Genomic DNA, 14,666 nt, shown 5'->3' on the forward strand with positions numbered 1-14,666 from the left:
GTCGATCTGTTAAAAACGTAGGACAACTCTGAATTAAGTGACAAAACACCGAATCAGTTTCGACGGACGAAAAAAAACCGCCCGGCGCTAACCGGGCGGTTTTTGGGGTACGGCCTTTCAGCGTGACGCGGTTTGCACCGCGATTTCGCTTATTCGTCCGTGGTGTGCGACTGCTGCGGCGTTTCCACCGGCACTTCGGCAGCCGGAGCTTCCGGTGCGCCGAACTCGAACGCTTCTTCCGCTGCGATCTGGTCGAAACGCTCGCGATCCGACGATTCCTTCGCACGGCGCGCCTTGTGGAAGGCGAGACCCGTACCAGCCGGAATCAGACGGCCGACGATGACGTTTTCCTTCAGGCCACGCAGATCGTCGCGCTTGCCCATGATCGCCGCTTCGGTCAGCACGCGCGTCGTTTCCTGGAACGATGCCGCCGAGATGAACGAATCCGTCGAGAGCGATGCCTTCGTGATACCGAGCAGCACGTTCTCGTAGGTGGCCGGGCGCTTGTCCTCGGCGTTCATCTTGTCGTTCTCGTCCAGCATGTCCGAACGCTCGACCTGCTCGCCCGGAATGAAGCGCGTATCGCCGTTGTCGGTGATCTGCACACGACGCAGCATCTGACGCACGATCACTTCGATGTGCTTGTCGTTGATCTTCACGCCCTGCAGACGGTACACGTCCTGCACTTCGTCGACGATGTAGCGCGACAGCGCCTCGATACCCTGCAGACGCAGGATGTCGTGCGGATCGGCCGGGCCGTCCACGATCATTTCGCCCTTGTTGACGACCTGACCGTCGTGGACCAGCACCTGCTTTTCCTTCGCGATCAGGAACTCGTGCTGATTGCCTTCGAGGTCCGTGATAACGAGACGCTGCTTGCCCTTCGTGTCCTTACCGAACGACGTCGTACCCGTGACTTCCGCCAGGATACCTGCGTCCTTCGGCGAACGTGCTTCGAACAGTTCCGCCACACGCGGCAGACCACCGGTAATGTCACGCGTCTTCTGCGCTTCGGTCGGGATACGTGCGAGCACTTCACCCACCTGCACTTGCTGACCGTCCTTCACGGTGATCAGTGCGCCGACCTGGAAGCCGATCTGCACCGAATGCTCCGTGCCCGGGATCTTGACTTCGTCGCCGTTCGCGTCGAGCAGCTTGACCTGCGGACGCACGCTCTTCGAAGCCTGCGAACCACGGCGCTTCACGTCGATCACCACGAGGGTCGAGAGACCCGTGACGTCGTCGATCTGCTTCGCCACGGTCACGCCTTCTTCGACGTTCTCGAACTTCACCGTACCGCCGTACTCGGTGATGATCGGGCGCGTGAGCGGGTCCCACGTCGCGAGCTGCGTGCCGGCCTTGATCGCTGCACCGTCGAGCTGCAGCAGCGTCGCGCCGTACGGCACCTTGTGACGCTCGCGCTCGCGGCCGTGATCGTCGGCGATGATGGCTTCGCCCGAACGCGAGATGACGATCTGCTCGCCCTTCGCGTTCGTGACGTAACGCATCGTCGCCGTGAAGCGCACGGTACCGTTCGACTTGGCTTCGATCGACGAGGCCACTGCCGCACGCGATGCCGCACCACCGATGTGGAACGTACGCATCGTGAGCTGCGTGCCCGGTTCGCCGATCGACTGTGCCGCGATCACGCCGACTGCTTCGCCGACGTTCACGCGCGAGCCGCGGCCGAGGTCGCGGCCGTAGCACGAGGCGCACAGGCCATAACGCGTTTCGCAGGTAAGCGGCGTGCGCACGCGCACTTCGTCGATACCGAGGCTTTCGATCGTTTCGACCGCGTCTTCGTCGAGCAGGTCGCCTGCCGCGTAGATCGTTTCCTGCGTTTCCGGGTTGACGACGTCCGCCACCGCGACGCGACCGAGAATACGGTCACGCAGCGCTTCGACGACTTCACCGCCTTCCACGAGTGCCTTCATCGCCACGCCGTTCGACGTGCCGCAATCTTCCTCGACGACCACGAGATCCTGCGTGACGTCGACGAGACGACGCGTCAGGTAACCCGAGTTCGCGGTCTTCAGTGCCGTATCAGCCAGACCCTTACGTGCACCGTGGGTCGAGATGAAGTACTGCAACACGTTCAGGCCTTCGCGGAAGTTCGCGGTAATCGGCGTTTCGATAATCGAGCCGTCCGGCTTCGCCATCAGGCCGCGCATACCCGCCAGCTGGCGAATCTGCGTTGCGGAACCCCGCGCGCCCGAGTCGGCCATCATGTAGATCGAGTTGAACGATTCCTGGCGCGTTTCCTTGCCGTCGCGGTCGATCACCGGTTCCGTGGCGAGCTGCTCCATCATCGCCTTGCCGACCGCTTCCGACGTGTTCGACCAGATGTCGACCACGTTGTTGTAGCGTTCCTGCGCGGTGACGAGACCCGACATGTACTGGCGATCGTATTCCTTCACCTTCTTCGCGGCTTCGCCGACGATGGTTTCCTTCTGCGGCGGCACGAGCATGTCGTCCACGCAGATGGAAATACCGGCGCGCGTTGCCAGGCGGAAGCCCGACTGCATCAGCTGGTCGGCGAAGATCACCGTTTCGCGCAGACCGCACTTGCGGAATGCCGTGTTGATCAGGCGCGAAATTTCCTTCTTCTTCAGCGGCTTGTTCAGCACCGAGAACGGCAGGCCCGGCGGCAGGATTTCCGAGAGGATCGAACGGCCGACCGTGGTCGCGTACAGCGTGATCTTCGGCACGAATGCCGGTGCGCCTTCCGACTTGTCCTCGTTGTGGACCATTTCGGTAATACGCACGTTCACGCGCGAAGCCAGCTCGACTTCCTTGTTCTCGTACGCACGGAGCGCTTCCGACACGCCCGTGAACGTCATGCCTTCGCCCTTGCCGTTGATCGCTTCACGCGTGGCGTAGTACAGGCCCAGCACGATATCCTGCGACGGCACGATCGACGGATCGCCGTTGGCCGGGAACAGGACGTTGTTCGACGCGAGCATGAGCGTACGCGCTTCCATCTGCGCTTCGAGCGACAGCGGAACGTGAACGGCCATCTGGTCACCGTCGAAGTCGGCGTTGAACGCCGCGCAAACGAGCGGGTGCAGCTGGATCGCCTTACCTTCAATCAGCACCGGCTCGAAAGCCTGAATGCCAAGACGGTGAAGCGTAGGCGCGCGGTTCAGCATGACCGGATGTTCGCGAATGACTTCTTCGAGAATGTCCCACACCACCGGCGTCTGGTTCTCGACTTCCTTCTTCGCAGCCTTGATGGTCGTGGCAACGCCCATCGTTTCCAGCTTGTTGAAGATGAACGGCTTGAACAGTTCGAGCGCCATCAGCTTCGGCAGACCGCACTGGTGCAGCTTGAGCGTCGGACCCACCACGATGACCGAACGGCCCGAGTAGTCCACGCGCTTGCCCAGCAGGTTCTGACGGAAGCGGCCGCCCTTACCCTTGATCATGTCGGCGAGCGACTTCAGCGGACGCTTGTTGGCGCCCGTCATTGCCTTGCCGCGACGGCCGTTGTCGAGCAGCGAGTCAACCGCTTCCTGGAGCATCCGCTTTTCGTTGCGGACGATGATCTCCGGCGCCTTCAGCTCGAGCAGACGCTTCAGACGGTTGTTACGGTTGATGACGCGGCGATACAGGTCGTTCAGGTCCGAAGTCGCGAAACGGCCGCCGTCCAGCGGCACCAGCGGACGCAGTTCCGGCGGCAGCACCGGCAGCACTTCGAGCACCATCCATTCGGGCTTGATGCCCGAACGCTGGAAGGCCTCGAGCACCTTCAGGCGCTTCGCGTACTTCTTGATCTTCGCTTCCGAGCCGGTGTTCTTCAGCTCCGTGCGCAGGGTTTCGACCTGCTCGTCGATGTTGATCGCGCGCAGGAGTTCACGCACGCCTTCCGCGCCCATTTCGGCACGGAATTCGTCACCGTACTCTTCGACCTTATTGTAGTAATCCTCTTCGGTCATGATCTGACGCGCCTTCAGCGGCGTCATGCCCGGATCGATCACCACGTATGCTTCGAAGTACAGCACGCGCTCGATGTCGCGCAGCGTCATGTCGAGCACCATGCCCAGACGCGACGGCAGCGACTTCAGGAACCAGATGTGAGCGACCGGCGAGGCCAGCTCGATGTGGCCCATGCGTTCGCGACGCACCTTCGCGAGCGTGACTTCCACGCCGCACTTCTCGCAGATCACGCCACGGTGCTTCAGGCGCTTGTACTTGCCGCAAAGGCATTCGTAGTCCTTGATCGGACCAAAAATCTTCGCGCAGAACAGACCATCCCGCTCCGGCTTGAAGGTGCGGTAGTTGATGGTCTCCGGCTTCTTCACTTCGCCGAACGACCACGAGCGGATCTTGTCCGGCGAGGCCAGACCGATCTTGATCGCGTCGAAAACTTCTTCTTGTTGGACTTGCTTGAATAGATCGAGCAGAGCTTTCATTGCCTTCTCTCCGTAGTCCGATTAGTTGCGGTCGAGGTCGATGTCGATGCCGAGCGAGCGGATTTCCTTCACCAGCACGTTGAAGGATTCCGGCATGCCCGCGTCGATCACGTGGTCGCCCTTGACGAGGTTTTCGTACACCTTCGTCCGGCCCGTCACGTCATCGGACTTCACCGTCAACATTTCCTGCAGCACATACGAAGCGCCATACGCTTCGAGCGCCCACACTTCCATTTCACCGAAGCGCTGACCACCGAATTGCGCCTTACCACCCAGCGGCTGCTGCGTCACGAGCGAGTACGGACCCGTCGAACGCGCGTGCATCTTGTCGTCGACAAGGTGATGCAGCTTCAGGTAGTGCATGTAGCCCACGGTGACCGTACGCTCGAACATTTCGCCCGTGCGGCCGTCGTACAGACGCACCTGGTTCTTCGACGGCGTCATGCCGAGGTTCTGCGCGATGTCGTCCGGGAATGCCAGATCGAGCATCTTGCCCATTTCCTCTTCGGTCGCACCGTCGAACACCGGCGTTGCGAACGGCACGCCTTCGCGCAGGTTCTTCGCGAGTTCGAGGATGTCGTCGTCGCTGAAGCTGTCGAGGTCTTCCTTGTGGCCCGACTCGTTGTAGATCTTCGTGAGGAACTCACGCATCTCCGCAACCTTCGTCTGACGCGCCAGCATCTCGCCGATACGCCAGCCCAGACCCTTCGCGGCCCAGCCCAGGTGCACTTCGAGAACCTGACCCACGTTCATCCGCGACGGCACGCCGAGCGGGTTCAGCACGACGTCGGCCGGACGGCCGTCGGCCATGTACGGCATGTCTTCGATCGGCACGATCTTCGACACCACGCCCTTGTTACCGTGACGGCCTGCCATCTTGTCGCCAGGCTGCAGACGGCGCTTCACCGCGAGGTACACCTTGACCATCTTCAGCACGCCCGGCGGCAGTTCGTCGCCTTGCGTGAGCTTCTTGCGCTTCTCTTCGAACGCCAGATCGAACTGGTGACGCTTCTCTTCGATCGAGTTCTTGATCGCTTCGAGCTGCGCCGCAGCTTCTTCGTCCGCGAGGCGGATGTCGAACCAGTGGTAGTGATCGAGGTCTTCGAGGTACGCGCGCTCGAGCTTCGTGCCCTTCGCGAGCTTCTTCGGACCGCCGTTCGCGACCTTGCCTTCGAGCATGCGCGCGAGACGCTGGAACGCGTCGCCTTCCACGATACGCAGCTGGTCGTTCAGGTCGAGGCGATAACGCTTCAGTTCATCGTCGATGATCTGTTGCGCACGCTTGTCGCGCTGGATGCCTTCACGCGTGAACACTTGCACGTCGATGACCGTGCCGCTCATGCCCGAGGGCACGCGCAGCGACGTGTCCTTCACGTCCGAAGCCTTCTCGCCGAAGATCGCGCGCAGCAGCTTTTCTTCCGGCGTGAGCTGGGTTTCGCCCTTCGGCGTGACCTTGCCCACGAGCACATCGCCCGCTTCGACTTCCGCGCCGATGTACACGATGCCCGACTCGTCGAGACGGCCAAGCTGCACTTCCGCGAGGTTCGAAATGTCGCGCGTGATTTCTTCCGGTCCAAGCTTCGTGTCGCGAGCCACGACATTCAGTTCTTCGATGTGGATCGACGTGTAACGGTCGTCCGCAACCACCTTCTCCGAGATCAGGATCGAGTCTTCGAAGTTGTAGCCGTTCCACGGCATGAACGCGATCAGCATGTTCTGGCCGAGCGCGAGCTCGCCCAGATCGGTCGATGCGCCGTCAGCCAGCACGTCGCCGCGCGCAACCCAGTCGCCCATCTTCACGATCGGACGCTGGTTGATGTTCGTGTTCTGGTTCGAACGCGTGTACTTGATGAGGTTGTAGATGTCCACGCCGACTTCACCGGCGACGGCTTCATCGTCGTTCACGCGAATCACGATACGGCCCGCGTCGACATAGTCGACCACGCCGCCACGCAGCGCCTGAACCGTCGTACCCGAGTCGACCGCAACCGTACGCTCGATACCCGTACCGACGACCGGCTTTTCCGGACGCAGGCAAGGCACGGCCTGACGCTGCATGTTCGAACCCATCAACGCGCGGTTCGCGTCGTCGTGCTCGAGGAACGGAATCAGCGAAGCTGCCACGGAAACGATCTGCGACGGCGCCACGTCCATGTACTGGATGCGGTCCGGCGTGACCATCAGCGTTTCGCCCGCTTCACGCGACGAAACCAGTTCGTCGGTCAGCGTGCCGTCTTCGGCCACCGCCGCGTTCGCCTGAGCGATCACGTAACGGCCTTCTTCGATCGCCGACAGATAGTCGATCTGATCCGTCACCTTGCTGTCCACGACCTTGCGATACGGCGTTTCGAGGAAGCCGTATTCGTTCAGGTGCGCGTACAGAGCGAGCGAGTTGATCAGGCCGATGTTCGGACCTTCCGGCGTTTCGATCGGGCACACGCGGCCGTAGTGGGTCGGGTGCACGTCGCGCACTTCAAAGCCAGCGCGCTCGCGCGTCAGACCGCCCGGGCCAAGTGCCGACACGCGGCGCTTGTGGGTGATTTCCGACAACGGGTTGGTCTGGTCCATGAACTGCGACAGCTGCGACGAACCGAAGAACTCGCGAATCGCCGACGAAATCGGCTTCGAGTTGATCAGGTCGTGCGGCATCAGGTTTTCGCTTTCGGCCTGGCCGAGGCGTTCCTTGACAGCACGTTCCACACGCACGAGACCGGCGCGGAACTGGTTTTCCGCCAGTTCGCCGACGCAACGCACACGACGATTGCCCAAGTGGTCGATGTCGTCCACTTCGCCCTTGCCGTTACGCAGCTCGACCAGGATCTTGATGGTCGCGAGGATGTCGTCGTCCTGCAGCGTCATCGGGCCGACGATTTCGTCACGGCCCACGCGGCGGTTGAACTTCATACGACCCACCTTCGAGAGGTCGTACGCTTCTTCGCTGTAGAACAGACGGTTGAACAGCGCCTCGACCGCTTCTTCGGTCGGCGGTTCGCCCGGACGCATCATGCGGTAGATCGCGATGCGCGCGGCCATCTTGTCGGCGGTTTCGTCGATACGCAGCGTCGACGAGATGTACGGACCCTGGTCCAGATCGTTCGTGTAGAGCGTCTGGATGTCCTTGATCTTCGCTTCGCGCAGCTTGTCGAGCACGCCTTCCGTGATCTCGTCGTTCGCGTTGGCGATCACTTCGCCCGTGTCGCCGTCGACAACGTTCTTCGCGAGCACGCGGCCGAGCAGATAGTCTTCCGGCACCGAGATGAACGTGGTCTTCGCGGTTTCGAGGTCGCGAATGTGCTTGGCGTTGATCCGCTTGTCCTTCTGGACGATGACCTTGCCTTCGCGGTCCGTAATGTCGAAGCGCGCGACTTCACCTCGCAGACGCTCGGGCACGAACTCCATCTGCGCGCCTTCCGGCATCAGCGTGAAGTTGTCGAACACGAAGAAGTTCGCGAGGATCTGTTCCGGCGTGAGGCCGATCGCCTTCAGCAGGATCGTGACCGGCATCTTGCGGCGACGGTCGACGCGGAAGTACAGCACGTCCTTCGGGTCGAACTCGAAGTCGAGCCACGAACCGCGGTAAGGAATGATACGTGCCGAGAACAGCAGCTTGCCCGAGCTGTGCGTCTTGCCCTTGTCGTGTTCGAAGAACACGCCGGGCGAGCGGTGCAGCTGCGAGACGATGACACGCTCGGTGCCGTTGATGACGAACGAACCGGTGGGCGTCATGAGCGGAATTTCGCCCATGTACACTTCCTGTTCCTTCACTTCCTTGACGACCGGCTTGCTCGGCGATTCCTTGTCGAGCAGCACGAGACGCACCTTCGCGCGCAGGGCAGAGCAGTACGTGAGGCCACGCTGCTGACATTCCTTGATGTTGAATGCCGGCGGCGAAAGCATATAGCTCACGAACTCTAGACGAGCGAAGCCGTTATGGGAAACAATGGGAAAAACAGAAGAGAACGCTGCTTGCAGACCTTCCGACTTGCGCTGGGCGCTTGCCGTGTCTGCTTGCAGGAACGTACTGAATGATTCAAGCTGGGTGGCCAGCAGGAAAGGAACCTGGTGAACGATGGGGCGTTTCGCGAAACTCTTGCGAATACGCTTCTTCTCGGTGAAGGAATAGTGCATACGATCTCCGAATCACGGCGGGTAGGACGACCCGAGTGTTCACCGACTGAGACCCGATGGCTGCGCGAGCCCTGGAAGCTTGGTGGTTGGCCTCTACCAACCGCTGGCTGACGGCAGCGGATATCGGCTTGTCATAACTTGCCCGCTGCCCGACCAAACTTGCCTTCTGCAGTCGCTTCAGAAGACAAAGAGAAACGTCATCTGCCGCGGCGATCGGTTCGCTGATCTCACACGACGAAAGACGGTTCTCTTTGGCTTCTGGGTCCCGCATCCTGCCTCCGACTCATCAAAAATCGAACACAAAAACGCAGTCCCCACAAAGCACAAAAAGGCCGGCGGTGTAAAAACCGCCAGCCTTCGCACAGCGCGCTGAAACTTACTTGATTTCAGCCTTCGCGCCGGCTTCTTCCAGCTTCTTCTTCGCTTCTTCAGCAGCAGCCTTGGGCACCGCTTCCTTCACGGGCTTCGGTGCGCCGTCGACCAGGTCCTTCGCTTCCTTCAGGCCGAGACCCGTCAGTTCACGAACGGCCTTAATGACCGACACCTTGTTCGCGCCTGCTTCGAGCAGGTTGACCGTGAACTCGGTTTGCTCTTCAGCAGCAGCAGCTGCGCCGCCGCCTGCCGGGCCAGCGACTGCCACAGCAGCTGCCGACACGCCAAACTTCTCTTCGAATGCCTTGACCAGTTCGTTCAGTTCGAGAACCGACATCGAGCCAACGGCTTCAAGGATGTCTTCTTTTGCGATTGCCATTTGAAATTACTCCAGATTTGAATTCGGAAACAGCTAGCGATCTTTCTCGCTTGCGTGCGTTCGTTCGCTGACCTGAAATCAGGCAGCTTCTTCTGCTTGCTTCTTCTCTGCCAGCGCGGCGAGTGCACGCGCGAAGCCCGAGACGGGAGCTTGCATAACGAACAGCAGCTTCGAGAGCAGTTCTTCGCGGCTCGGGATGCTGGCCAGCGCTTGCACGCCTGCCTTGTCCATCACCTTGCCTTCGTAGGAACCAGCCTTGATGACCAACTTGTCATTGCTCTTCGCGAAGTCATTGACGACCTTCGCGGCAGCAATGGCATCTTCCGAGATGCCGTAGATCAGGGGGCCAGTCATCTGCTCTGCCAGCGGAGCAAACGGGGTACCTTCGACAGCGCGACGCGCCAGCGTGTTCTTCAACACGCGAAGGTACACCTGCTGCTCACGCGCTTTCGCGCGCAGCTTGGTCAGATCGCCAACCGCGATTCCACGATACTCGGCCAACACGACGGTCTGAGCCTTCGCGACTTGCGCGGAGACTTCAGCCACGACGGCCTGCTTACCTTCTTTGTTCAGTGGCACGGTTAACCTCCAGATTCGACACCCAACGCTCTCGCGCCAGATGCCGCGTTCAACAACGGCGACCGACCAGTCCGGAGTAAATCAGCTTGCTTCGCCAGGCGTTGCCGCCTGCTTCTGCTCACATCAACACTTCAAAACTTTTTCGGGTTCGCCATCTGCGTTGGCTTCGCATTAAGGAAGCACCCAACTGCTGCACTTCCGCCAACGGTCTTTGACAACCGGTTGTGCCGCGATACGACTGCTGCACAACCGCCCAAAGCCCTTTAAATCCGCACTGCGGTCCGGTTCAGCTTCGACCCGGACTTCAGCGCGGCAAAACTTGTTACTGCAATTACGCTGCCAGCGACGATTGATCGACGCGAACGCCGACGCCCATCGTGCTCGAAACAGCGATCTTGCGCAGGTACACGCCCTTGCTCGTTGCCGGCTTGGCCTTGGTCAGCGCGTCGAGGAGCGCGTCCAGGTTGCTGCGCAGCGCGGCGGCTTCGAACGAAGCACGGCCGATGGTCGCGTGGATGATACCGGCCTTGTCGACGCGGAATTGCACCTGACCAGCCTTGGCGTTCTTCACGGCCGTAGCGACGTCCGGCGTAACCGTACCGACCTTCGGGTTCGGCATCAGGCCGCGCGGGCCGAGGATCTGACCGAGCGTACCGACGACGCGCATCGTGTCCGGCGAAGCGATCACGATGTCGAAGTCCAGATTGCCAGCCTTGATCTGCTCAGCGAGGTCTTCCATACCGACGATTTCCGCGCCGGCTGCCTTGGCCTGTTCAGCCTTCTCGCCCTGTGCGAACACAGCAACGCGAACCGACTTGCCCGTACCTGCCGGCAGAACGACCGAACCACGAACGACCTGGTCCGACTTCTTCGCGTCGATGCCGAGCTGGACCGACACGTCGATCGACTCGTTGAACTTCGCCGTGGCGCATTCCTTCACGAGCGACAGTGCGTCGCCGATCGCGTATTGCTTTTGACGGTCGATCTTGGCCGCGAGTGCCTGTTGACGCTTCGAAAGCTTAGCCATGATTACACGCCCTCCACGATGATGCCCATCGAGCGGGCGCTACCAGCGATCGTGCGGACCGCTGCGTCCATATCGGCTGCCGTGAGGTCAGGCATCTTGGTCTTGGCGATCTCTTCGGCTTGCGCGCGCGTGATCGTAGCGACCTTGTCCGTGTGCGGCTTGGCCGAACCCTTGTCGACCTTCGCTGCCTTCTTGATCAGGATCGTGGCCGGCGGCGTCTTCAGGATGAACGTGAAGCTCTTGTCCGCGAAGGCCGTGATCACGACCGGCGTCGGCAGACCCGGCTCCATACCTTGGGTCTGCGCGTTGAACGCCTTGCAGAACTCCATGATGTTCAGGCCGCGCTGGCCCAGTGCCGGACCGACCGGCGGCGACGGGTTGGCTTTACCTGCAGGAATCTGCAGCTTGATAAAGCCGATGATTTTCTTTGCCATGTTGAAAACCTCTTGGGAACGCGTGAGCGTCCTGGTGAGTGGTAGCGCGCTTTCGCCGCAATCTTCGCTGTGCCAGGTTTTTTGCCGGCATCGACAACCGATTCGACTACTTGCGCTCCTCTACGGCCATTGCGCGGACCGTAAGCGCGGAAAAACGGATCGCACCAAAGATGCGATCCGTAGAATTCGATTTACAGCTTTTCGACCTGGCCGAACTCGAGTTCGACTGGTGTGGCACGACCGAAAATGGTGACGGAGACCCGGACGCGCGACTTTTCGTAGTTGACTTCTTCGACGCTGCCGTTGAAGTCCGTGAACGGACCTTCCTTCACGCGGACCATCTCGCCGACTTCGAACAGGGTCTTGGGGCGCGGTTTCTCAACGCCTTCCTGCATCTGCGACATGATCTTTTCAACTTCGCGCGGCGAAATCGGACTCGGCCGATTACGTGCCCCGCCGACGAAACCGGTCACCTTTGCCGTGTTCTTCACGAGGTGCCACGTTTCATCCGTCATTTCCATTTCGACCAGGACGTACCCCGGGAAGAAACGACGTTCGGTCACGGATTTGTGACCACCCTTCACCTCGACGACTTCTTCAGTCGGGACGAGGATCTGGCCAAACTGATCCTGCATGCCTGCACGTTCGATGCGCTCCTGAAGCGCACGTTGCACGCTCTTCTCCATGCCGGAGTAGGCGTGCACCACATACCAACGCTTGCCGCTCGGGGATGCCGGTGTATCGCTCATATCATTTCCAACCCAGAATCGCCGAGAAAATCACCCACTCGATGGATTTGTCGCAAACCCACAGAATGATGGCCATTGCCAGGACGAAGGCGAAGACCACCAGCGTCGTTTGGGTAGCCTCTTTACGAGTCGGCCAGACGACCTTGCGAACTTCCTTGTACGAGTCTTTGGCAAAACCGATGAAGCTCTTGCCGGGCGCCGAGAGAAGACCGACCACCACACCCGCGATCACGCCCACTGCGAGCGCCGCACCGCGGACATACCACTCCTGGCTACCGAGCCAGTAGAACCCTACGAACCCGGCCAACACCAACAATACGCCCACCACAAGCATCAGCTTGTCGCTGGAAGTATTAACAGTTTCGACGGAAGGATTCGCCATAACACCTTAAAGAACAACGCGCAAACAGCGCTATAAGTTGGCAGGGGCAGAGGGAATCGAACCCCCAACCTTCGGTTTTGGAGACCGACGCTCTGCCAGTTGAGCTATACCCCTAAACCATTTTGGGGCCGGCGACACCGCCAACCCCGAAACTACACAAGTCGATCAACGAGACTGGCAGTACAACTTACTCGATGATCTTTGCAACCACGCCGGCGCCGACGGTACGGCCACCTTCGCGGATTGCGAAGCGCAGACCTTCTTCCATGGCGATCGGAGCGATCAGCTTCACCGTGATCGACACGTTGTCGCCCGGCATGACCATTTCCTTGTCCTTCGGCAGCTCGATCGAGCCCGTCACGTCCGTCGTACGGAAGTAGAACTGCGGACGGTAGTTGTTGAAGAACGGCGTGTGACGGCCGCCTTCGTCCTTGCTCAGCACGTACACTTCAGCCGTGAAGTGCGTGTGCGGCGTGATCGAACCCGGCTTGGCCAGAACCTGGCCACGCTCCACGTCTTCACGCTTCGTGCCGCGCAGCAGGATACCGACGTTGTCGCCTGCCTGACCCTGGTCGAGCAGCTTGCGGAACATTTCCACGCCCGTGCAGGTCGTCTTCACCGTCGGCTTGATACCGACGATTTCGATTCTTCGCCGACCTTCACCAGACCGCGCTCGATACGACCCGTCACCACCGTGCCGCGGCCCGAGATCGAGAACACGTCTTCCACCGGCATCAGGAACGCGCCGTCAACTGCGCGCTCCGGCGTCGGGATGTACGTGTCGAGTGCGTCGGCCAGGCTCATGATCGCCACTTCGCCCAGCTCGCCCGTGTCGCCTTCCAGCGCCAGCTTGGCCGAACCCTTCACGATCGGCGTGTCGTCGCCCGGGAAGTCGTACTTCGAGAGGAGCTCGCGCACTTCCATTTCGACCAGCTCGAGCAGCTCGGCGTCGTCGACCATGTCGCACTTGTTCAGGAACACGATGATGTACGGCACGCCAACCTGACGGGCCAGCAGGATGTGCTCACGCGTTTGCGGCATCGGGCCGTCAGCAGCCGAGCAAACCAGGATCGCGCCGTCCATCTGTGCCGCGCCCGTGATCATGTTCTTCACGTAGTCGGCGTGGCCCGGGCAGTCGACGTGTGCGTAGTGGCGGTTAGCCGTTTCGTACTCGACGTGCGCGGTGTTGATGGTAATACCACGTGCCTTTTCTTCCGGCGCTGCATCGATCTGGTCGTATGCCTTCGCTTCGCCGCCGAACTTCTTGGTCAGAACCGTCGTGATCGCTGCCGTCAGCGTGGTCTTGCCGTGGTCAACGTGACCGATCGTGCCCACGTTGACGTGCGGCTTGGTCCGCTCAAACTTACCCTTGGCCATTTTCGACTCCTAAGAGGATTTTTCCGTACGTTGCGCGGGGCGCGCAAACAATCACTGTTGCTGCTGCCTGCTCGATGCGAGGCCTTCTGAACGCTTCTGGAGGCCTGCTAGATACTGGCTGGTGCCCATGGGCAGGATCGAACTGCCGACCTCTCCCTTACCAAGGGAGTGCTCTACCACTGAGCCACATGGGCATTAACTTCATTTCGCTGGAGCGGGTGAAGGGAATCGAACCCTCGTCGTAAGCTTGGAAGGCTTCTGCTCTACCATTGAGCTACACCCGCGAGGTCTACTGACTACTGCCGATTCCCGACACGTTACTTCAGCTGAATTCTGGTGGAGGAGGTTGGATTCGAACCAACGTAGGCGTAAGCCAACAGATTTACAGTCTGCCCCCTTTAGCCACTCGGGCACCCCTCCGCAGAGAACTGATGATTATGGGGGAACATCCGATCAGTGTCAAGCACTTTGTTCGGAGCAGAACCCACAACGCTCTCACTTATAGGGAGAGCGAAAAAGCAAAAACCCCGGCTTTTTAGGGCCGGGGTTTCGCTTGTAAGAAGCCTGACGATTACCTACTTTCACACGGGCAATCCGCACTATCATCGGCGTGGAGTTGTTTCACGGTCCTGTTCGGGATGGGAAGGGGTGGGACCAACTCGCTATGGTCATCAGGCATGACGGGTTGCTGCGTCGCATTTACGGTGCGCCACAGCCAATCGGGAAGAAGCGTAAAGAGGTGCTGCTTAATTGGGGTTGTGTTGTTTCAGGCACAACAACGATCTCAACCGTATGTGTTCTCCAAGATCCTGCACCTTGTGCAGGAT

8 protein-coding genes, 4 tRNA genes, 1 rRNA gene and 1 pseudogene are annotated in these 14,666 nt (G+C 60.2%); all 14 read right to left on the reverse strand.

The genetic code is table 11. The annotated features are described in order from the left end of the window. Nucleotides 1–149 precede the first annotated feature (149 nt). The 14 genes and pseudogenes from rpoC to rrf all read right to left on the reverse strand — a co-directional run bounded on the left by rpoC (nt 150) and on the right by rrf (nt 14,515). Nucleotides 150–4,412 (reverse strand): DNA-directed RNA polymerase subunit beta', encoded by a 4,263-nt coding sequence (gene rpoC, locus FAZ98_RS12995; RefSeq protein ID WP_158951581.1) that lies wholly within the window; start codon nt 4,410–4,412, stop codon nt 150–152. 21 nt (nt 4,413–4,433) lie between these two features. Further along, nucleotides 4,434–8,540 carry a DNA-directed RNA polymerase subunit beta gene (rpoB, locus tag FAZ98_RS13000; RefSeq protein WP_158951582.1) on the reverse strand — a complete coding sequence of 1,369 codons (4,107 nt, stop codon included), beginning with the start codon at nt 8,538–8,540 and terminating at the stop codon, nt 4,434–4,436. 376 nt (nt 8,541–8,916) lie between these two features. Next, nucleotides 8,917–9,291, reverse strand: coding sequence for a 50S ribosomal protein L7/L12 (gene rplL / locus FAZ98_RS13005; RefSeq protein WP_027821097.1), 375 nt, complete (start codon nt 9,289–9,291; stop codon nt 8,917–8,919). A 78-nt stretch (nt 9,292–9,369) separates the two neighbouring features. Continuing rightward, nucleotides 9,370–9,870 carry a 50S ribosomal protein L10 gene (gene rplJ / locus FAZ98_RS13010; protein WP_158951583.1) on the reverse strand — a complete coding sequence of 167 codons (501 nt, stop codon included), beginning with the start codon at nt 9,868–9,870 and terminating at the stop codon, nt 9,370–9,372. Nucleotides 9,871–10,201: 331 nt separating this feature from the next. After that, nucleotides 10,202–10,897 carry a 50S ribosomal protein L1 gene (gene rplA / locus FAZ98_RS13015; protein WP_158951584.1) on the reverse strand — a complete coding sequence of 232 codons (696 nt, stop codon included), beginning with the start codon at nt 10,895–10,897 and terminating at the stop codon, nt 10,202–10,204. A 2-nt stretch (nt 10,898–10,899) separates the two neighbouring features. Next, nucleotides 10,900–11,331 carry a 50S ribosomal protein L11 gene (gene rplK / locus FAZ98_RS13020; RefSeq protein WP_158951585.1) on the reverse strand — a complete coding sequence of 144 codons (432 nt, stop codon included), beginning with the start codon at nt 11,329–11,331 and terminating at the stop codon, nt 10,900–10,902. A gap of 191 nt (nt 11,332–11,522) precedes the next feature. Next, nucleotides 11,523–12,080 (reverse strand): transcription termination/antitermination protein NusG, encoded by a 558-nt coding sequence (gene nusG / locus FAZ98_RS13025; protein WP_075303275.1) that lies wholly within the window; start codon nt 12,078–12,080, stop codon nt 11,523–11,525. A 1-nt stretch (nt 12,081) separates the two neighbouring features. Beyond that, nucleotides 12,082–12,462 carry a preprotein translocase subunit SecE gene (secE, locus tag FAZ98_RS13030; protein WP_158951586.1) on the reverse strand — a complete coding sequence of 127 codons (381 nt, stop codon included), beginning with the start codon at nt 12,460–12,462 and terminating at the stop codon, nt 12,082–12,084. Nucleotides 12,463–12,500: 38 nt separating this feature from the next. Then, a tRNA-Trp gene (locus tag FAZ98_RS13035) sits at nt 12,501–12,576 on the reverse strand. 73 nt (nt 12,577–12,649) lie between these two features. Continuing rightward, nucleotides 12,650–13,839, reverse strand: a pseudogene (tuf, locus tag FAZ98_RS13040) (elongation factor Tu). 119 nt (nt 13,840–13,958) lie between these two features. After that, nucleotides 13,959–14,033: transfer RNA gene (locus FAZ98_RS13045), tRNA-Thr, on the reverse strand. A gap of 16 nt (nt 14,034–14,049) precedes the next feature. Beyond that, nucleotides 14,050–14,123 (reverse strand) — tRNA-Gly (locus FAZ98_RS13050). Between the two features lie 50 nt (nt 14,124–14,173). Further along, nucleotides 14,174–14,259 (reverse strand) — tRNA-Tyr (locus FAZ98_RS13055). Nucleotides 14,260–14,401: 142 nt separating this feature from the next. Then, nucleotides 14,402–14,515: ribosomal RNA gene (rrf, locus tag FAZ98_RS13060) — 5S ribosomal RNA — on the reverse strand. Nucleotides 14,516–14,666 lie beyond the last annotated feature (151 nt).

Origin of the sequence: Paraburkholderia acidisoli (assembly GCF_009789675.1) — a bacterium.
Classification (GTDB): domain Bacteria; phylum Pseudomonadota; class Gammaproteobacteria; order Burkholderiales; family Burkholderiaceae; genus Paraburkholderia; species Paraburkholderia acidisoli.